This window comes from Paraglaciecola sp. 20A4 (assembly GCF_011378905.1).
GTDB lineage: Bacteria > Pseudomonadota > Gammaproteobacteria > Enterobacterales > Alteromonadaceae > Paraglaciecola.
The window spans coordinates 1-18,517 of the sequence record NZ_WTPY01000014.1; the positions used below are offsets into that span (position 1 = coordinate 1).

General features: G+C 43.0%; 15 protein-coding genes. 10 read left to right on the top strand and 5 right to left on the bottom strand.

From position 1 onward, the window contains the following. Positions 1 to 152: 152 nt before the first annotated feature. Positions 153 to 926 (bottom strand): GntR family transcriptional regulator, encoded by a 774-nt coding sequence (locus GQS54_RS13585; protein WP_166424522.1) that lies wholly within the window; start codon positions 924 to 926, stop codon positions 153 to 155. A gap of 231 nt (positions 927 to 1,157) precedes the next feature. On the opposite strand from GQS54_RS13585, the gene GQS54_RS13590 reads away from it, so the two are divergent. From GQS54_RS13590 to leuD, 4 genes are read left to right on the top strand one after another with little or no spacing between them, the layout of a single operon-like run. Beyond that, on the top strand, positions 1,158 to 2,744 hold the full coding sequence (locus tag GQS54_RS13590; RefSeq protein WP_166424523.1) for an FAD-binding oxidoreductase: 1,587 nt from the start codon (positions 1,158 to 1,160) through the stop codon (positions 2,742 to 2,744). Between the two features lie 5 nt (positions 2,745 to 2,749). Next, positions 2,750 to 3,634 carry an alpha/beta hydrolase gene (locus tag GQS54_RS13595; protein WP_166424524.1) on the top strand — a complete coding sequence of 295 codons (885 nt, stop codon included), beginning with the start codon at positions 2,750 to 2,752 and terminating at the stop codon, positions 3,632 to 3,634. A gap of 5 nt (positions 3,635 to 3,639) precedes the next feature. After that, positions 3,640 to 5,043: a 3-isopropylmalate dehydratase large subunit gene (leuC, locus tag GQS54_RS13600; RefSeq protein ID WP_166424525.1), complete on the top strand. Its 1,404-nt coding sequence runs from the start codon at positions 3,640 to 3,642 to the stop codon at positions 5,041 to 5,043. Then, entirely contained in the window at positions 5,043 to 5,693 is a 651-nt protein-coding gene (gene leuD / locus GQS54_RS13605; protein ID WP_166424526.1) for a 3-isopropylmalate dehydratase small subunit, read from the top strand. Before leuC ends, leuD begins: the two co-directional genes overlap by 1 nt. 268 nt (positions 5,694 to 5,961) lie before the next feature. Here the strand turns inward: leuD and GQS54_RS13610 are convergent, their stop codons facing one another. Next, positions 5,962 to 7,161, bottom strand: a complete 1,200-nt coding sequence (locus GQS54_RS13610; RefSeq protein ID WP_166424527.1) for a CaiB/BaiF CoA-transferase family protein — start codon at positions 7,159 to 7,161, stop codon at positions 5,962 to 5,964. A 308-nt stretch (positions 7,162 to 7,469) separates the two neighbouring features. Here GQS54_RS13610 and GQS54_RS13615 point away from each other — a divergent pair, with 308 nt between their 5' ends. The 4 genes from GQS54_RS13615 (at position 7,470) to GQS54_RS13630 (ending at position 10,781) form a co-directional block, all read left to right on the top strand. Beyond that, entirely contained in the window at positions 7,470 to 8,402 is a 933-nt protein-coding gene (locus tag GQS54_RS13615; RefSeq protein WP_166424528.1) for a hydroxymethylglutaryl-CoA lyase, read from the top strand. A gap of 26 nt (positions 8,403 to 8,428) precedes the next feature. Next, the gene (locus GQS54_RS13620; protein WP_166424529.1) at positions 8,429 to 8,995 is read left to right on the top strand and encodes a carboxymuconolactone decarboxylase family protein; all 567 of its coding nucleotides are present in this window, start codon (positions 8,429 to 8,431) and stop codon (positions 8,993 to 8,995) included. 102 nt (positions 8,996 to 9,097) lie between these two features. Next, on the top strand, positions 9,098 to 9,748 hold the full coding sequence (locus tag GQS54_RS13625) for a glutathione S-transferase family protein (RefSeq protein ID WP_240919944.1): 651 nt from the start codon (positions 9,098 to 9,100) through the stop codon (positions 9,746 to 9,748). Between the two features lie 40 nt (positions 9,749 to 9,788). Then, on the top strand, positions 9,789 to 10,781 hold the full coding sequence (locus tag GQS54_RS13630; protein WP_166424530.1) for an NADP-dependent oxidoreductase: 993 nt from the start codon (positions 9,789 to 9,791) through the stop codon (positions 10,779 to 10,781). Between the two features lie 80 nt (positions 10,782 to 10,861). On the opposite strand, the gene GQS54_RS13635 is transcribed toward GQS54_RS13630, so the two are convergent. Both GQS54_RS13635 and GQS54_RS13640 read right to left on the bottom strand, forming a co-directional pair. Next, positions 10,862 to 12,940 (bottom strand): ATP-dependent helicase, encoded by a 2,079-nt coding sequence (locus GQS54_RS13635; protein WP_166424531.1) that lies wholly within the window; start codon positions 12,938 to 12,940, stop codon positions 10,862 to 10,864. Between the two features lie 740 nt (positions 12,941 to 13,680). Then, positions 13,681 to 14,571, bottom strand: coding sequence for an EamA family transporter (locus tag GQS54_RS13640; RefSeq protein WP_166424532.1), 891 nt, complete (start codon positions 14,569 to 14,571; stop codon positions 13,681 to 13,683). Positions 14,572 to 14,899: 328 nt separating this feature from the next. On the opposite strand from GQS54_RS13640, the gene GQS54_RS13645 reads away from it, so the two are divergent. Continuing rightward, positions 14,900 to 15,190: a hypothetical protein gene (locus GQS54_RS13645; protein ID WP_166424533.1), complete on the top strand. Its 291-nt coding sequence runs from the start codon at positions 14,900 to 14,902 to the stop codon at positions 15,188 to 15,190. A gap of 90 nt (positions 15,191 to 15,280) precedes the next feature. Here the strand turns inward: GQS54_RS13645 and GQS54_RS13650 are convergent, their stop codons facing one another. Beyond that, on the bottom strand, positions 15,281 to 15,982 hold the full coding sequence (locus GQS54_RS13650; protein WP_166424534.1) for a glutathione S-transferase: 702 nt from the start codon (positions 15,980 to 15,982) through the stop codon (positions 15,281 to 15,283). A 167-nt stretch (positions 15,983 to 16,149) separates the two neighbouring features. Between GQS54_RS13650 and GQS54_RS13655 the strand changes: the two genes are divergently transcribed. Beyond that, complete coding sequence (locus GQS54_RS13655; RefSeq protein ID WP_166424535.1) at positions 16,150 to 18,468, top strand: peptidase U32 family protein; 2,319 nt, start codon at positions 16,150 to 16,152, stop codon at positions 18,466 to 18,468. Positions 18,469 to 18,517: the final 49 nt, after the last annotated feature.

An 18,517-nucleotide genomic window follows, 5' to 3' on the forward strand; every position in this document is an offset into this window, starting at 1 on the left:
AACTTAAATACTCTATGATGTTTGGACATAAAAAGACCCCCAGTAATTGGAATGTCCAACTATTGGGGGTCACTTCAGTTGTGGCTTTTTTTATATCGCGGTAAATTGCAGAACAATTGAATGGGGAGAAAAACGAACACCTTATCGACAGCTTAACTGGACGATTCGGGGGTTAAATCCATACGGTATTGAAAGCGCTCTGGGTGATATAAAGCATGTAAATAATCTACTAATTTTTCGTTTTCATCATAAGAGCGACGGGTTAGGCTTAGTAGCGCAAAGCCAACTTCGACACCTAACTCCTTGGCTACATCTGGCGTGGCAGCCGAGGCACTAAGAATTTGCTTTACATGTTTGATTTCAATGCCGTTTTTACGGAATATCTCGAGTCGAGTAGTTGACTCTAAGCTAGCCTTTTCGTTGAACTTATTTAATCCTTTACTCCAACTTATGTAATAGCCAAACGCTTCTTGTAAACGACTTCGCACCCGAGTCATTTTGAGTAGAGTTTCGCCTTCAACTAACCCAAATTCCTGAGCAATGTCCCCAGGTGGGCGAGCCGTTGTGAGCTCTATAACTCTCGCTGCTGAATGTTGACCCATAAACTCCAACTCTTGCAGCATGCCAACTAAAGGCGCTTTCACTGGCTTAGGTTGATACTTGTGAGTGACGTGAGTGCCTTTAGCGCGGCGTCTGGCGACCAGACCTTCTGCCGCTAGCTCGTCGAGAGCCCTCTTGGCAGTGATCCGTGAAATGCTAAATGCTTGTGACAAGCCGAGCTCGGTTGGCAATTTAGAGCCGTCTTCTAAACTACCGTTTAAGATACTTTGCTTAAGCAAACTGTATAACTGGTAGTAAAGGGGGGTAGGTGACTCATCATTTAATTTGGTTTGATTTAACATAGCGAATTGAGAATCAAATGACATGGGTGATCCATCTCCATCTAGTAATGGTGGGGTGTAAGAAAATGATATATCAATATAACAAGGTAACATAACTACCGCTGTAAGTCTTTTGTCAAAAGGAACGGAATGAGTTGTTGTCAGAGGTAAACTAATGTTGTAATGTCCTAATGATAGTACAATAGACATTAATCTCAATGTGACATCGATATCAACTTCATGTTGCTCGCGAATAAAATTGTAAGGAGAAGGCTTTTGAATACAAATACTCAACCTAAGACAGACATGTTAAATGCCATGATTTCGGTATTAGGCAAAGACAATGTGTTGATTGATGACTATTCGACGAGTTTGTATGCCCAAGACGTATATACCAAAAATATTCCGGCCGAGGTAGTGGTAAGCCCAGGTGATAAGCATGAGCTAAGTAGCATGTTGAAAATTGCCGCTGAATTCGAAATGAATGTGGTGCCTCGTGGTGGCGGTATGTCATATACCAAAGGCTATGTGCCTGCTAAAACCCATAGCGTGATGGTCGATCTTAGTCGAATGAATCGAGTGCTTGAGATAAACACTCAAGATATGTATGTCACCGTTGAGAGCGGCTGTACTTGGAAAAAACTTCATGAGGCGCTTAAAGGAAAAGGCGTACGCACACCCTATTGGGGCACGCTATCGGGCAGCAAAGCGACAGTAGGGGGTGGGTTGTCGCAGAACTCTATTTTTTGGGGATCTGGCCAGTTCGGCACTGCTGTTGATTCGGTTATTGGTTTAGAAGTAGCGTTAGGTGACGGAACGTTAATAACCACTGGCTCAGGGGCACAGATTAATGGCACGCCTTTTTTCCGTCACTATGGACCAGATCTCACCGGCATTTTTACCTGTGACAATGGTGCGTTAGGCTTTAAAGCGACGGCAACGTTTCGCTTAATCCCCGAGCTACCAGCGAAGGGATTCTTGGCCTTTGATTTTAAACAAGCTGATGATTGTATTGCGGCCATGAGCGAGATTTCGCGCCAAGGTTTAGCCATGGAATGCTTTGGTTTTGATCCTTTTTTACAAGCTTTACGCCTTAAGCGTGAAAGCCTAGCTAAAGACGTTAAAGCGTTAGCGGGTGTTATGAAATCATCCGGTTCGTTTTTGGGCGCGCTTAAAGATGGCGCCAAGTTGGCTATGGCTGGCCGTGGTTACATGAAAGATGTGGGTTACTCGGTACAAATCATAGTTGAGGATCGCATTGACGCCGCAGTCGACGCGCGTATGAATGATATTCGTGCCATTGCTAAGCAATATAACGGCAGTGAGATTGAAAATAGTATTCCCAAAATTACCCGTTCTAATCCGTTTGGACCGGTTAATAATATGTTAGGGCCAGAAGGAGAGCGATGGGTGCCTGTGCACGGTTTGTTCCCCCATTCTAAAATCAAGCAAGCACATGATGGCGTAGAAGCTATTTTTGCTAAACACGGCAGTGATATAGAAAAATTCGATATCGGAGTTGGCTATTTATTTGCAGTGGTAGCGAATAATTGTTTTGTATTAGAGCCTGTCTTCTTCTGGCCTGATGCGTACACTGAAATTCATGAAAAAAGCGTTGAACCTGATTATTTAGCTAAGGTTGGCAAGCATCCTGAAAATCTACCAGCCAGAGCAAAAGTACAGCAAATTCGTACCGAGTTAAGCACCTTTTTCAAAGAGTTAGGCGGTGTGCATCTGCAGATTGGTAAAACGTATCAATTCAAAGAAGGTTTGCAACCAGATACCTATAAAATGATTCAGGGTATAAAGGCTATGGTTGACCCAAATGGCCGGGTCAACCCCGAAACATTGGGTTTGGAGTAAACCCCATGAGCAACGCACCTGTGTTTAAACACTACGTTACTTTGGGCAGCGATAAGCCTTGGCAGATTCACTATCGTAGCCAAGGCCAAGAAAAGCTGCCAGTGATTATTCTGTTGCATGCGTCGCCTATGTCGTCAGCGATTATGCTACCTATTATGAACGCGTTATCTGATTCATTTAGAGTGATTGCGCTGGACACGCCTGGCTATGGGCAATCTGACCCATTACCACAAAATGATGTGGTTATAGCACAAACCCCAAGTACTAGTTTACAGCCCTATGTGCAGGCACTAAATGAGTTCATTAACGCTTTAGAACTTGAGCAGCCGATAATATATGGCTCGGCAACGGGGGCACAGATTGCAATTGAATATGCAAAAGCGCACCCGAACACCATTAAAGGCATGGTGCTTGAAAATGCAGCGTGGTTTAAAGAAGATGAACGTAACGCCATTCTAAAGCAGTATTTCCCTGATATTAAAGCTCAAAAGGATGGCTCACATTTAGCCTTAGTATGGAAAATGTCGAGTCAGTTATTTCATTATTTCCCTTGGTTCGATACCTCAGAAGAGGCCCGAGTTGGCAATGCTGATATACCTGCACAAGTGATCCAAGACACCCTTATGGGCTATTTAACGGCAGGTGAAAATTATCATTTGGCTTATCGTGCCGCGTTTATGAATGAACGCCCAGAGCAGTTGAGTTCGGTGACCGTGCCAACGCATATAATTCGCTGGCCTACGAGTCTGCTTAAGCAATACGTGGACCGGTTGGACGAGGCCGATTTGCCATCAAATATTCAAATGCGACCTGCACAGGCTAGCATAGAAGGGCGTTTTGCTGCGCTAAAAGCGTCAGTGCAAAGCCTTAGTCAACCATCAGGTGAATAAGTATCATGGACAGAACATTATTTGAAAAAATTTGGCAGCATCATCTGGTTGAAGAACTAGATGATGGCGCGGCGCTGATATACATTGACCGGGTTTTTTTACATGAGCGTACCGGCTCAATCGCCCTTAAAAGTTTAGAGGCTGATAAGCGCTCCGTAGTGACGCCAGAACACGTATTTTGTACCATGGATCATATCGTGGATACCATTGCTGGTAGAGGTGATAACACCAAAGTCCCCAGCGGAAAAAACTTTATTCTTGCTACCCGAGAAGCGTGTCTTGCGGCCAATATTAAATTGTTTGATGTGAACGATCCCCAACAAGGCATAGTACATGTGGTGTCTCCCGAGCTAGGCATAGTGCAACCCGGAGCCACATTGGTGTGTCCTGACAGTCATACTTGTTCACAAGGTGCCTTAGGTGCCTTAGCGTGGGGAATAGGCTCTAGCGAAGCAGAACATGCCTTAGCCACCAAAACCCTGCGTGTCAGTAAGCCCAAAACGATGAAGGTCAACTTCAACGGAGAGCTTGGATTTGGCGTGAGTGCCAAAGACATGATTTTACATCTGATAGGCGCATACGGCACGGCAGGCGGGGCAGGTTATATTATCGAATTTTGTGGCACAGCGGTCGATGGCCTTGATATTGAAGGGCGTTTAACGTTATGCAATATGGCAGTTGAGTTTTCAGCTTTTACTGGCCTAATCGCGCCTGATGAGAAGGCCATCGCTTATTTAAATGGGCGTGAATACGCACCCAAAGGTAAGTTATGGGAGCAAGCTGTTATGTTTTGGCAATCATTGTTTAGCGATGAAAATGCCAAATTTGATCACGTAATCGACATCGACTGTGCCGATATTAGCCCGACTATTACGTGGGGGAATAGTCCACAGCATGCCTGTGGTGTGAACGATGTGGTACCGAGCATAAATAAAAATGCCACTCAAAATCAGCTTAAGGCGATGAATCGTGCTTATCAATACATGGATTTACAACCGGGTATGGCCTTAAAAGGTTTGCCCATTGGCGCCGCTTTTATTGGATCGTGCACCAACAGTCGACTATCAGATCTACGCTTAGCCGCTAAAGTGTTAAAAGGACGTAAAGTCGCATCAGGTGTGAACGCCATATGTGTTCCGGGCTCAACTACCGTTAAGCGCCAAGCTGAAGCAGAAGGGTTGGATAAAATATTTATTGCGGCAGGTTTTGAATGGCGCGAGGCAGGATGTTCGATGTGTTTCTTTGCGGGAGGGGAAAGCTTTGGTTATCGCCAGCGCGTCGTCACCAGCACTAACCGCAACTTCGAGAGTCGACAAGGTCCTGAAACGCGTTCGCACCTAGCGAGCCCGGCAACGGTTGCTGCTTCGGCTATTGCCGGCTGTATTGCCGATGTTAGGGAGTATTTATAATGGAGAAGTTCACTGTTCATCAAGGCGTGGCTGCCCCTATGTTGCAAATTAATATCGACACGGATGCGATCATTCCGTCTCGAGAAATGAAGTTAGTGTCTAAACAAGGTCTCGGTGAAGGCTTATTTGCAGGATGGCGCTACACCTTACCCAATGGCCGTGAACCAAGCCCTGATTTTGTATTAAATCAAGCTCAGTACCAAGGCACCAGTATTTTACTCGCTGGCGATAATTTCGGTTGTGGATCATCACGTGAGCATGCTGTGTGGGCGTTAAAAGAATATGGTATTAAGGCGGTTATTGCTCCCGGGTTTGGCTCTATTTTTTATCATAACTGCATCAGAAACGGTATTTTGCCCGTGGTACTGCAAAATGATGAAGTGCTGGCACTGGCTAAACATGTACAACAAAATCCACAATCGAATCAGTTGAACATTAACTTAAATGAATGCTATGTGAGTATGGTTATAACCAAAGGTAACGCTGCCATAGAAGGTACGGAACCCCAACGCTTTACCTTTTCGATTATGCCAGCCCAACAAGCTATGTTGCTTGAAGGTTTAGATGGCATAGCCTTAACGCTAAAGTCAAAGTCTAAAATTGAAGACTTTAAGCAGGCATATCAACGTCAATATCCTTGGCTCGCCTAGATACTAACTTTATTTTTATAAGGTGATTTGTACGAAGTGCTGCGTGAAATAACCATTCAATAGAAGTACGTTCAAAAGATAGTCATGATATATAAGCAGATTGTCTAAAGTGGACCCAATAGTTGGACAAACCAACTATTGGGCTTTTTTATGTCCTGTATCACAGATTATACAGGCATAAAAAAACCGCTGATTACTATGAGTAACAGCGGGTTTGTCTAGGATTCGAAAATAAGTGCTGGGTAGTTAAATGGGTATTGGCCTCGTACTAAGCCTTGACTACACCAAGTGCTAATAACTTCTTGATGTCGTCATCGCTAAAGCCTGCATCTTTTAAGGTGGCCACCGAGTTACCCTTATCAGTGGGGATATCATGACGCAAAGGCATACGAGCATTATTCATTTCAAGCGGTAAGCCCGGTAATTTGGTTTTATGTCCATCGGGTAGCGTAACGTCAATTAACCCACCAGCGTTTAAATGAGGGTCGTCAAACAAATCAGACGGCTTGTTAATCGGTGCGAACGGCAGACCAGATTTTTCTAACTTATTCATCAGTTCTTCTTTACTGAGCTTGGCAAATACTGCGTTGATCACAGGCAAAATACGTTCTCGCTGAGCCACACGTCCGTTATTTAATGCTAACGTCTGATCCAGTGAGAATTCTTTTAGGGAAAATGCCTCGCAGAATATGCGCCATTGGGTGTCGCTGACCACACCGATAAAAACCTGCTCGTCATTGGCACAATGAAATATGTCGTAAATAGCCCATGCTGAGCGGCGTACCGACATTGGCGGCGGTGCTTCACCTGTGACCGCTTGCTGCGCCATATGCTGACCGACCATAAAGGCAGTGGTTTCATATAAAGAGCACGTCACGCTTTTGCCTTGATTAGTATGATGGCGTTCTTCAAGTGCGGCCAAAATACCAATAACGCCAAACATACCGCCAGTTATATCAATTACTGAGGAGCCTGCGCGCATTGGTTTATCAGGTAAACCAGTCATGTAGGCCAACCCACCCATCATTTGGGTAACTTCATCTAGCGCGGTGCGATGTTCATAAGGACCACTTAAGAACCCTTTTAATGAACAGTATATCAAGCGAGGGTTAAGACTTTTTAATTGCTCGTATCCTAGGCCCAATTTATCCATTGCTCCGGGGCGAAAGTTCTCAAGCAAGATGTCAGCGTCAGCTAACAACGATAGCGCGACTTCTTTTCCCTCAGTAGATTTAATGTCTAAACAAACACTTTTTTTATTACGGTTATACATCGAAAAATAGCCGGCACCGGAGCCTTTTAAGCGCCGCGTATTGTCACCACCAAGGGGTTCAACCTTGATCACGTCAGCCCCCAAATCGGCCAAAATAACCCCAGCGGTGGGACCCATTACCATGTGTGTGAATTCAACCACTTTAATGCCTGTCAATGGAAGTCGTTCTGAATTTGGCTTCACTGAATTTGTCATAAATCGTTTTCCCAACTCTGTTGATAACGCTCTGAGTCTTTAATAAAAGACGCGCTTCTTTTTGAAAAAGACTACCTTTTGTCTGTATGATATAATATTATAACAATAGAGTTTGAATGTAAAAGAACAAGATTAACATTTGTCAATTCAAGGCCACTGCTAGCGAGCTGTGGCCTTGCGTAAGACCATTCAAGCAACGTATTTTAATTTTGCACATCCTATTCTTGTGCCTGTTATGTGTTTTCAGGCAGCGGTAGGATCTCATTATTCAGCCTTGACTAACACCAAGGCCTAAAGTTGGAAAAAACATGGCAAAGTTTGATATTGAAATCAGTGAAGTCGGGCCTCGCGATGGTCTGCAAAGTATTAGCACCATTATGCCCACGGCTGATAAGTTAGCCTGGATTGATGCCTTAGCTGCAGCGGGTATCCCGGAAATTGAGGTTGGCTCATTCGTACCTGCTAGTGTGTTACCGCAACTAGCCGACACGGCTATAGTTGCCCGTTATGCTAGAGAAATAGCGGGTTTATCGGTAGCTGTATTAGTCCCTAATTTTCGTGGGGCGCAAAATGCCATCGAAGTTAGACCGACCAAAATGAGCATCCCTTTATCGGTCAGTGAAACCCATAGCTTGCGCAACGTTAAACGTAACCACCAGCAAGTGCTTGAGGAAGTAAAACGTATTGCTGAGCTAGTAAAGAGCTTACCTAAAGACCAACGCCCTAAATTTGAAGGGGGGCTATCAACGGCATTTGGCTGCACTATCGAAGGAATTGTCAGTGAAGACAAGGTAGTGGAATTAGCCGTCGCCTTAATGGAAGCAGGTTGTGACGAAGTCGGACTGTCTGATACCACCGGCTATGCTAACCCAGCGCAGGTGCAGCGCTTAATCAAAAAAGTATGGGCTGCTGTTGGCAAAGAAAACCTAACGGGCATTCATTTACACAACACTCGTGGTCAAGGTTTAGCGAATGCACTGGCCGCGGTAGAAGTGGGCATTACCACCATTGATTCTTCAATGGGCGGTATTGGTGGTTGCCCGGCAGCACCGGGTGCGAGCGGTAATATCGTGACTGAAGATTTAGTCTTTATGCTCGAAGCCATGGGCTTAAAAACCGGCATTGATTTTGATGCTATGTTTGCTGCGCGAAAATTTTTAGCCAAGGCATTACCGAACGAGCCATTATATGGCTTTACCCCTGACGCAGGCTTACCCAAGGGATTTCAACGGGCCTTGTAATCTAGCTCAAACAGGAAAATAACACTATGTCACGTTTATCTGCTTTACCCATTGACGCATTACCTGATGATATTTACGCCATTATGACCGCGGGTGAAAACATCATGGGGTTTACCCCGAACGATGGCTTGATCATGGCGCGATCACCCGAAATGCTCAAAGCATTTTTGGGCTTAGTGCAGTCTATTTATATGCCAAGTGCGCTGGACAATGATTTAAAAAAGCTATTGGGCTTAATGACTAGCAGCGCAAGTGGATGTCAGTATTGTGAAGCACATACCCAATACGGTGCATTGAAACACGGTATTACCGAACAAAAAATAGCGGCGATATGGGAATACCAAACGAGTGACTTATTTAGCCCAGCGGAACGTGAAGGATTAGACTTGGCGCGCAATGCAGCACTAGTGCCTAATGCGGTAACCGATGAGCAGTTTGCGCGCTTAAAAACGCATTTCAGTGAAGTGCAAATAGTGGAAATCGTTGGGGTTATCTCGTTATTTGGTTTTTTAAACCGCTGGAATGCCACGTTTAAAACGGATATTGAAGCAGCACCTGCCCTGGCAAGTGCGAAGTTTACGAGCAATGGATAACTATTAAGAGTAATTATTAAAAGAAATAGCGCTTATTAAACGCGTAGTCGTAAAAAGCCTATTAATAAACGCCGCTGTATGACGGTCAAAAATAAGGAGAATATGATGCAATTGATAAATCTCAACCATTCACCGTACGCGACACGAGTGCGCATATTGATCCGCAAAAAGAAGCTGGAAATCGATATGGTTGCACCGACTTTGGCGTTAAAAACACCTGAGTTTATGGCGGCATATCCACTAGGGAAAATTCCCTTATTAGCGCTAGATGACGGTCAATATCTACCTGAATCAATTGCTATTATGGAATATTTGGAAGATGCGTTCCCTGAGCATGCATGTAGACCGAATGAGCCGCTAGCAGCGGCTAAATCACGAGTAATGGCAAGCTTTACCGATACGCATTTGGCTCCAGCTTTGTTGCCGTATTTTAAAGCCATGATGCTGCCTGAGTTTACCTTTGATAAAAACGCACAATATGACGTGGTGAGAACAGCTTTAGAAAAACTCGATCAGTGGCTAAAAGCTAATATCGTGTTAGAAAATCATGCCTTAACCATGGGGGATATTGTTCTGGCCCCTACGTTTTGGTGGGTTGATGTCACCGTGGGTTTACACACAAAGAACGACATAACCGAAGGATTCGATTCTCTCAATCAATGGTGGGATTGGGTACGCAGTGATGCTGATGTTCAGCGCGGTATAAATGAAATGGCCAGCGCATTTGCAGCCTTTCAGAGTCAGCGGTCGTAAAGCGGCCTTTATCAAACAGTTCTTAATCGGAAGAGAAAACATGAAAGAAAATATGCAGGTGCAGCTAGCATCAACGCCAGAATCACAACCTCAGCCAGAGCATTTTACCTTAGTAAAAGGCGCAATGCCGCAAGCGGGTGATAAGCAAGTGCTATGTGAGACAATGTATTTATCCCTAGATCCCTACATGCGCAGTCAGATTGCTGGCCGCCATATGTCGGGTTCGGTTAATCCTGGCGATGTAATGCGCGGTGAAACCGTGAGTAAAGTTATTGAGTCTAATCACCCGGATTTTAAGGTTGGGGATATTGTGCGTTGTTTCGGCGGTTGGCAAAATTACTCAGTGCATGACGGTGACACGATCTTTAAAGTTGAAAAAGAAATCGACAACCCTTCTTATGCATTATCCGCATTAGGTATGCCAGGGTTAACGGCTTATGCGGGAATGGTTTGGCAAGCCCAGCCTAAAGCCGGTGATGTTGTGGTCATTCCAGCTGCCATCGGTGGTGTAGGCTCAGTGGCGGGCCAGTTGGCAAAAATATACGGCTGCACCGTTATTGGTATCGCAGGTTCTGATGAAAAGTGTGATTATGCCGTAAATAATCTGGGTTACGATGCCTGTATTAATCGTAAAAAGGGCGATTTAGGTGAGCAGCTTGATAAACTTTGCCCTAACGGTATTGATATCTTTTTTGATTTAGTGGGCGGCGATATGCTTCATACTGTTTCAGAGCGTTTAGCCATTGGCGCCCGAGTGATATTGTGCGGTCTAATGGCAGACTACAATAAAACAACTCGTAGCATGGGGCCACCGCCTGCGATGTGGATCAAAGCGCGAGCAATTGTTTATGGCCTAGTGGTTTATGACTTTGAGCCACGCCGAGACGAGTTTGTGGATGCGTGCTTAGGTTATATTAGAGAAGGTAAACTTATTGTACGTGAAGATATTGCACAAGGCTTGGCCGCCGCACCAGATGCATTCTGCCGCTTGATGCGAGGCGAGAATATGGGTAAAGCCGTGGTGAAAATTTAAATAAAAATTACGCAACATATTACGCGTTATTAGAATTGGTTGGGCTCTAAATAAGTAATTTTGAGTTCTAATCAATTCACCTAAGTCTGCCAAATACCCAAAACGGTTTTTTTGATATCAATAATAGCTAACGTAGCCGTTGCTTTTTCTTTTTCGTTAAGCTCTCGTCTAGGGTAGTGGGACGTTTGTAATAATTGCAAAATTGATTCTGTTAAAAATCTGCTTTTTGCTCCATAAACATGCCGATCCCCATGTCGCTGCTGCTCTGGCACCCAATACTTCATCGGTTGAATAAGATGAAGTTCGTCTTTTGCGCGGGTAATAGCAACGTTTAGCAACCGTCTTTCTTCTTCCAAACTACGTTTATCGCCTGCGGCGTATTCATTAGGAAAGTTGCCATCAGCGACATTTAACACATACACATTATTCCATTCTTGGCCTTTCGCACTGTGTACCGTTGACAGGGTAAGAAAATCATCATCAATTAAAGGTCGTCCAGCAAGATCTCCTGTTGCTTGAGGTGGGTCTAAAGTGAGCTCAGTTAAAAAACGCTCTCTTGATGGAAATTGTTGTGATATTTGTGCCATCTGTTCAATATCACCAAAACGGACAAAGTGGTCATCATAATTAATTTCTAACAATGCTTTATAAACCTGAACCACGGCATTCACTTGCTCTGACCAAACAATTTCGTTGTTATGAATAGCACTAACCACTTTGATCAAATCCTGAAATAACGACTTTGCAACGTGAGGCATAGGATAATCCATCAGCTCGTTTAATACGTATTGTTTGACCTTAAGAGTGTGAATGACTTTTTCCGCTATTTTAGGCCCGACACTGGGCAATAGTTTCAACAGCCTAAACGCTGATATTTTATGTTTTGGGTTATCCGCCCAGCGTATTATCGACAGCAAATCTTTCACATGGGCAGCTTCTAAAAATTTAAGGCCGCCGTGTTTTACATAGGGGATATTTCGCCGAGTCAGTTCTAATTCCAATCGGTCGCTGTGATAACTTGACCTAAATAAAATGGCTTGTTGTTTTAATTCGATACCTTGTTCACGTGCAGCCAAAACCTTTTCGACAATATATTGGGCTTGCTTCGTGTCATCTTCAACAGAGACTAGTTTAGGTTTTGTACCTAATTTTCGCTCACTGAATAATTCTACTTTGTAACCTTCTGATCCTTCGCCGAGCAACGCATTTGATAAATCCAAAATACCTTGGTGAGATCGATAATTTTGAGTTAATGAAATTACCCGTGCGGGAGGATTAAACTGCTGAGGAAACGTTAATATATTATCTACATTGGCGGCTCTAAAAGAATATATAGACTGGGCATCGTCACCGACCACGGTCAATCCCTCACCAGTAGGAAAGAATCCCATCAAAATGCCAGCTTGTAACACATTGGTATCTTGGTATTCATCGACCAATATATAATCAAACTGTTCACGTACATGTTGCGCAATTTCAGGTACTTGGGCCATGTGATAGCAGTATAAAAGAAGGTCATCATAATCTAGGCACACTTGTTCCATTTTTGCTCTAGCGTAGGCAGCAAATAGCATTTTTAACTCTTGATGCCAATCCCTACAATAAGGAAAGTGTGCGTCAAGAATATCTTCTATCGTTTGCTGGCTATTAACACAGCGAGAGTATATATCGAGGCAGGTTTTCTTTTTCGGAAAGCGATTTACGCTAGATGTGAAATTCAGTTCATGACGAATAACATCAATCATGTCAGCGCTGTCATTTCGATCCATGACCGTAAAGTCGCTTTCCAGACCTATGGCAGTTGCATGCTCCCTAAGCAAGCGGGCTGCAATAGAGTGGAAGGTTCCCATCCATGTTATTTTACTAGGTTGATAGCGGTTTTTGTCTTTGGCGCTTTTTTTATGTCGTTGTTGTTCGATGATTCGATTTGCTCGTAAAGATAATTCGCCCGCAGCACGACGAGCAAACGTCATTAGCAATATTCGGTCGGGGGATTCGCCATTTAAGATAAGCTGCGCCGTTTTATGTGCAAGCGTATTGGTTTTACCTGTTCCTGCACCGGCAATAATGAGTAAGGGGGACTTATTGAGCATGCCATTAGCGTCTGTACATTCAACTGCTTTTTGTTGTTGTATATTTAGCAACATTGTATCGAGCATTCTCTTACCTAATCATATTGTTCTTATTAGGCAATATAATTGATTTCTTTTTAACTGTATATAAAGCCAGTCATTAAGTGGTGTGATAATGATCCGCTTCTCGCTAAATCAACTCGGTATTCTAAAATAAGTGGGGCGTGTTGATGCGCTAGGCTGATTATAAAGACGGTCTTGTCTTTAGGTTTTTAGCCACATATTTACTCAGCGTAGCCTTATGACCAAATCAACGATATTACCTATCAACGCAATTTTAATGATGCTAACGCCGTTATTAACAAATCTGAAATTTTTAAAGCACTTAAAACTAAGTGACTAGCATGGGACTCAATTTCCGACTAATAATAACTCCATAACAGACAGTAGAACGTGGATCCTATTTTAGCGTTGGGCTGGACAGTGACTGGTCAGTGACTGGACAGTAGACATTATGCAATAACGCAACGTTGAACATTTGCCGAGATTGCTCAAGTTTATATGAAAATTCGCGCTAACAACGCCATCAAACCAACGGGTAAAGGTTACTTTTTTGACTGCACACAATAATTAAAACCGACTTGATGACAGGCTAATAATACATTCAGCGATTGCTCGTGTTCTAAACTGCTGAAGAGTTTTTAATCGTTTTTATAAAATAAAATCGACCACTAGGAGAACAGAGTACTGGCATATAAAGTTGCAATCCCGTTTGGCCTTATCAACACACGAACCGTTATATATTTTTAGTTTGCAACGACTGAAGGTTAACCCTTTACCGAGCTATTGTCAGTGTTAACAAGCAATAGCGCAGCTAACTTACGTTTTTCAATATACTGGCCTAACGAAGCACCAGCAATAATCATAATTAAGGTAATAAGGTTGACAGGTTTTAACACGACTTCAGGGATAAATATTGCCATCCAAACGACTGATAGCAAGGGGGCTAAATAAGCCAGCGCACCAATGACTCGGGTGTCTCCATGACGAATAGCATAATCCCACGTATAAAAACTTAACCCCATTGGCCCAAGGCCGAGTAAACCAATAACAATCAGGTCGCTACTTGAAGGAATAACGGCTTGAATGTCTGCCGTTAACGCATAGCTACTTAACGCAAGAATACCTGATATCAAACAAAACCCAGCGACTGCTGACATTGGCATATTGGTGTAACGGCGGTTAGACAGCGTATAAAATGCCCATAATAATGCTGCGATAAAAGCTTCACTATAGCCAAAAATATCTGCAGCATTAATGGTGATAGATTCTTGAGATAGCGTTAATAAAACGCCAGTAAAACCCAAAATAGCACCAACAATATGACCGATATTAAGACGTGATTGGGTAAAAAAAGGTGTGCCCAGCACAATAAAAAGTGGCCAAAGGTACTGGATCATATTAACGCTCATTGCTGGTGAGCGGCTAAACGCATCAAAGAGTAAAAAATGGTATCCGAACATACCAATAACCGCACTTAGCCAAACCTTCTTGGGTAACCTCCATTGCCGCCAATATCTCAGCCCAGGTAATGAAGCGAAAATAAGGACTAACCCCACTGATAGTAAAGACGGAATATGCGTTATCGTGACGGTTAAGACCGCCAAAGATGACCACATGATGATGGTCAATAATGCACTAACGTACGCTTTATTCATTTTCTACTCAAAATTATTGTTAGCTGTAAATGGTTGATTAATATATTTTATATTAGGCAATATGTTCATCAAGTGTACTTTAAGTATGTTGGATCCAGATTGCCGGTAATTAATGTGAAAGGGTTATAAACTTCCAGGCTAAATCATATCGCGTATCTTCGTATTTAACACTTGTTGAGTAGGAGTGACGCCGCTGAATTGGCTCTTAATCGTAAAATAAAGCATTTGGTAAAAAATGTATTCAATCTAATGGTAGTCAAATCGGCAATTTTTATGGAACAGGTGTATTCTTATTATATTGGTCGCTTTGAATAGTGATGCCCAACTAATGTTAAAACGTATATTTAGAACGCTTATTATCGTCACACCGCTTCTTTCATTTGACGCTATGTCAGGCGGTAAACCAATATGCTATCGGTTTGCTTGTGCCACATTCTCGATAAATAGCTACGGGATCACGGAAGTGATTTTTACTTCTCGGACAAAACAAGAGCTAAATTGCTGGGTTAAAGTGCAAGCCGCCCCGGTTAAATTTAAGCTAAAAAGCACATCGCGCATTTTCAGTGCGGGATATGGATTTTCATCTTCTCAATTTCTATGGCGTTGTGATTTGCCCTAACGTTTGACGACTAACGACTAACGCCTAACAATTAATATTACTTACGCGCTAAGGCGCATAATCTAGCCAATATACTGCCAACGACCGTCACTAGATATCGCCAAATGTTACCACCGTCTGTTCGGGCGACCATAATGGGTATTTAGCCATAACTTTGGTAAACATCGGACTTTGTAAATACTGGTTAAGCCAACGCTTTACGTTTGGATAAGGTGACTGCAAATACCACTGCCGCTCAATTCTGGCGAATTGTCGAATAAATGGCAACAGCGCTAAATCTGCCAAACTTTCATCATTATCAAGCAAATATGCATGCTCACTTAGGCGTTGCTCTAGATTTTGAATATAAACTTCGCATGCTTGTCGGCAGTCTTCCAAATTAGTTTCATGATAGCGCTTAGCGCACTTATACGCTTCTAAGCACGTTTTAAACTCATGGTCGAATAAGTCAATTAAGCTCAACATATCAACTAGTTTTGCTGGTGGCTCAATGTCGATTTTACCTAGCTGCGTACTTAAGGCTGCTGCGCGCAGCAAGTTTAACGGATCACGTTTGCCTAGCACCCAAAGCATAATATTGAGACTCTCATCAATGACTTCGCAACCATTTATATTCGAATCAAGCACCAAAACAGGCACGGTTCCTTTAGGTGATGCAGCAAGCATTTCTGCTGGCTTATTTTTGAGTACGATGTCTCGAAGCTCAACAGGTAATTTAGATTTATAGATAGCCAACCGCGCTCTCATCGCATAAGGGCAATTTCGTAAAGAGTATAGAATAGGTAAGGTCATCGAATGGTATTCGCCTTGGTCTTGTTCATATTTAACATAGGGCCTGTTGTCCATTGCTGTATGGGCAGATTTTAGCGGTATTCAGAGAGGGATTATACGGGTAAAATGCCCCGCTCAAATAATCTCGAACGATTACCGATACAGTCCTTGGCAATTAAGTTGAATAAATGAACTCTGAAATTGAATTATTAGCACCTGGCGGCGATGTTGACGCGATAAAAGCGGCCATCATCGCGGGCGCTGACGCAGTATATTGCGGCTTAGATACCTTTAACGCCCGTAACCGCGCGTCTAATCTCTCCTTTGAGGAGCTTGTTGGCGTCATTCGTTTAGCGCATGAATATCAATGCCAAATATTCTTAACGCTAAATATAGTGATTTTAGAACGTGAATTTAAATCTTTAAGCAAACTGTTGACTAAACTGAGCAATACCACGCTAGACGGCGTTATCGTGCAGGATATCGGTATGTTTTACATTTTGCGAAAGTATTTCCCTACACTTGATATTCACGCGTCGACCCAACTAACTACACATAACGTTGGACAAATTCCGTTTCTTAAGCAGCTTGGGGCGTCGCGGGTTAATTTATCTCGTGAATTAAACTTAAATGAAATCACAGATATGGCCGCAACTGGCCATCAGCATGATGTACTAACGGAAGTCTTCGTACATGGTTCACTATGTGTCGCATTTTCAGGGTTATGTTACTCCACATCCGCCAGTGTAGGTAACTCAGGTAATCGAGGACGTTGCAGTCAAGCGTGCCGTGAAGAATATGAAACAACGCCGTCAGGCAATAACTTTCCATTAAATATAAAAGACAATTCTGCCTTTTTCGATTTACCGGCATTAATTAATGCTGGCGTGCATTCGTTTAAAATTGAAGGGCGGATTAAAGGCGCGAGTTATGTGCACACCGTTGTTGATAGCTTTCGAAAACAAATAGATGGTTTTATCACTACGGGTAAGTTAACCCAAGACGGTGAGCGGTTATACAAGGTATTTAACCGAGATTTTTCCAATGCGTTTTTACGTGGTGACTTAAACCAGTCAATGTTTATTGAAAACCCACGAGATAACTCAAAAAACCATGCCATTGAGGCAAGCAATGCGATTTCGGTTGTGCAAATTCATAAGGTTGAGCAAAACTTAAACCTCGAAAAAGATCAGATTACTGCCTCGGTCTTTCAAAAAATTAAGCATTTGAGCATTGATAAGCTGACTCTTAACCTCGTTTTTTCTGGCGAAGAAGGGGGGCCGTTGACCGTTACCGTAACCACACTAGCAGCGTCGACCCTATCATCTATATCACCAGCCACGACGAATACCTATGTGCTGCAATCCGATGATGTGCTAACGAAAAATGACAAAGCACCGCTTGATCACGCTACCATCAATAAGCGCTTCAGAAGTTTAGACAACGCGGCATACATTTTGACGTCCCTAGATACTGCCCAATTAGCTGATAATGTTAGCATGCCATTTAAGGCGCTAACCTTACTTAAGAATGAAGTTGCACGGGTGTTAAATAGTGGTCAAAAAGTGCTGCCAGAAGTCCTACTACCCACATTGGACCGCCACGCAAAATTACCGCCAAAAAAAGCCAAGACTCGGGCTGACTTATCGTTGCTAATTTGTGACGAAGCCGACGTGAGTTTAGCTGATGTCACGGACGCCGATATTTACTTTAAGTTGCCAGATGCATACAAGCGTGGCTGTACTAAATACGTGAAATTTTTGCTTGATAACCCACGATTAATCCCTTGGTTTCCGTCAGTATTAATTGGCAAAGATTATGATGTAGCGCTTAATATTTTACAGCAGGTAAAACCAGCGCTTATCGTGACTAACAACACAGGTATTGCTTATAGAGCCTACGAACTCGGTATAAAGTGGATTGCTGGGCCGTTTTTAAACACTACCAATAGTTATGCATTGCTTGCGATGCAAGACGGATTTAATTGTAGTGGCGCGTTTATTTCTAATGAAATTAATAAGCAGCAAATCAGCAGTATCGCTCGGCCAAAGAATTTTAAAATGCTGTACAGCATTTATCACCCGATTTTATTGATGGCAAGCAGACAATGCTTTTTTCAACAAAGTGTTGGTTGTGAAAAACCCCGTATAGACAATGGGTGTATGCTTTCTTGTGACAAATCTACTAGCATCACTAACTTAAAAGGTGATTCGTTTGCCATTGATAAACAAAAAGCTGGTTACCCTAGTATCTATAACCAAGATCAGTTCTTAAATACTGAAATCATTGACGATCTGGCTGATTTGTTTGATGAATTTATGATTGATTTAACTAATATCGGCGCTGGCGATAAAGAATCTCCTGATAAGGCGCAACTTATTGGGCAGTTTGAACAGCTCCTTAGTAGCGACTCGGCCAAGGGGAATGATATCAGTGTAGTGATTAATCATTCACTTAAGACCATGGTGCCAGAGTCCACTAATATTCAGTACCACAATGGTTTGTAGAGCATAGTTTTAAAGCACGCATTGTAATAACCGGAGGGTAAACGCCTCC

Coding starts and splice junctions, on each gene's coding strand:
- GQS54_RS13585 (WP_166424522.1), bottom strand. CDS start 926: ATGTCATTTGATTCTCAATTCGCTATGTTAAATCAAACCAAATTAAAT.
- GQS54_RS13595 (WP_166424524.1), top strand. CDS start 2,750: ATGAGCAACGCACCTGTGTTTAAACACTACGTTACTTTGGGCAGCGAT.
- leuC (WP_166424525.1), top strand. CDS start 3,640: ATGGACAGAACATTATTTGAAAAAATTTGGCAGCATCATCTGGTTGAA.
- leuD (WP_166424526.1), top strand. CDS start 5,043: ATGGAGAAGTTCACTGTTCATCAAGGCGTGGCTGCCCCTATGTTGCAA.
- GQS54_RS13610 (WP_166424527.1), bottom strand. CDS start 7,161: ATGACAAATTCAGTGAAGCCAAATTCAGAACGACTTCCATTGACAGGC.
- GQS54_RS13615 (WP_166424528.1), top strand. CDS start 7,470: ATGGCAAAGTTTGATATTGAAATCAGTGAAGTCGGGCCTCGCGATGGT.
- GQS54_RS13620 (WP_166424529.1), top strand. CDS start 8,429: ATGTCACGTTTATCTGCTTTACCCATTGACGCATTACCTGATGATATT.
- GQS54_RS13625 (WP_240919944.1), top strand. CDS start 9,098: ATGATGCAATTGATAAATCTCAACCATTCACCGTACGCGACACGAGTG.
- GQS54_RS13630 (WP_166424530.1), top strand. CDS start 9,789: ATGAAAGAAAATATGCAGGTGCAGCTAGCATCAACGCCAGAATCACAA.
- GQS54_RS13635 (WP_166424531.1), bottom strand. CDS start 12,940: ATGCTCGATACAATGTTGCTAAATATACAACAACAAAAAGCAGTTGAA.
- GQS54_RS13640 (WP_166424532.1), bottom strand. CDS start 14,571: ATGAATAAAGCGTACGTTAGTGCATTATTGACCATCATCATGTGGTCA.
- GQS54_RS13645 (WP_166424533.1), top strand. CDS start 14,900: ATGTTAAAACGTATATTTAGAACGCTTATTATCGTCACACCGCTTCTT.
- GQS54_RS13650 (WP_166424534.1), bottom strand. CDS start 15,982: ATGACCTTACCTATTCTATACTCTTTACGAAATTGCCCTTATGCGATG.
- GQS54_RS13655 (WP_166424535.1), top strand. CDS start 16,150: ATGAACTCTGAAATTGAATTATTAGCACCTGGCGGCGATGTTGACGCG.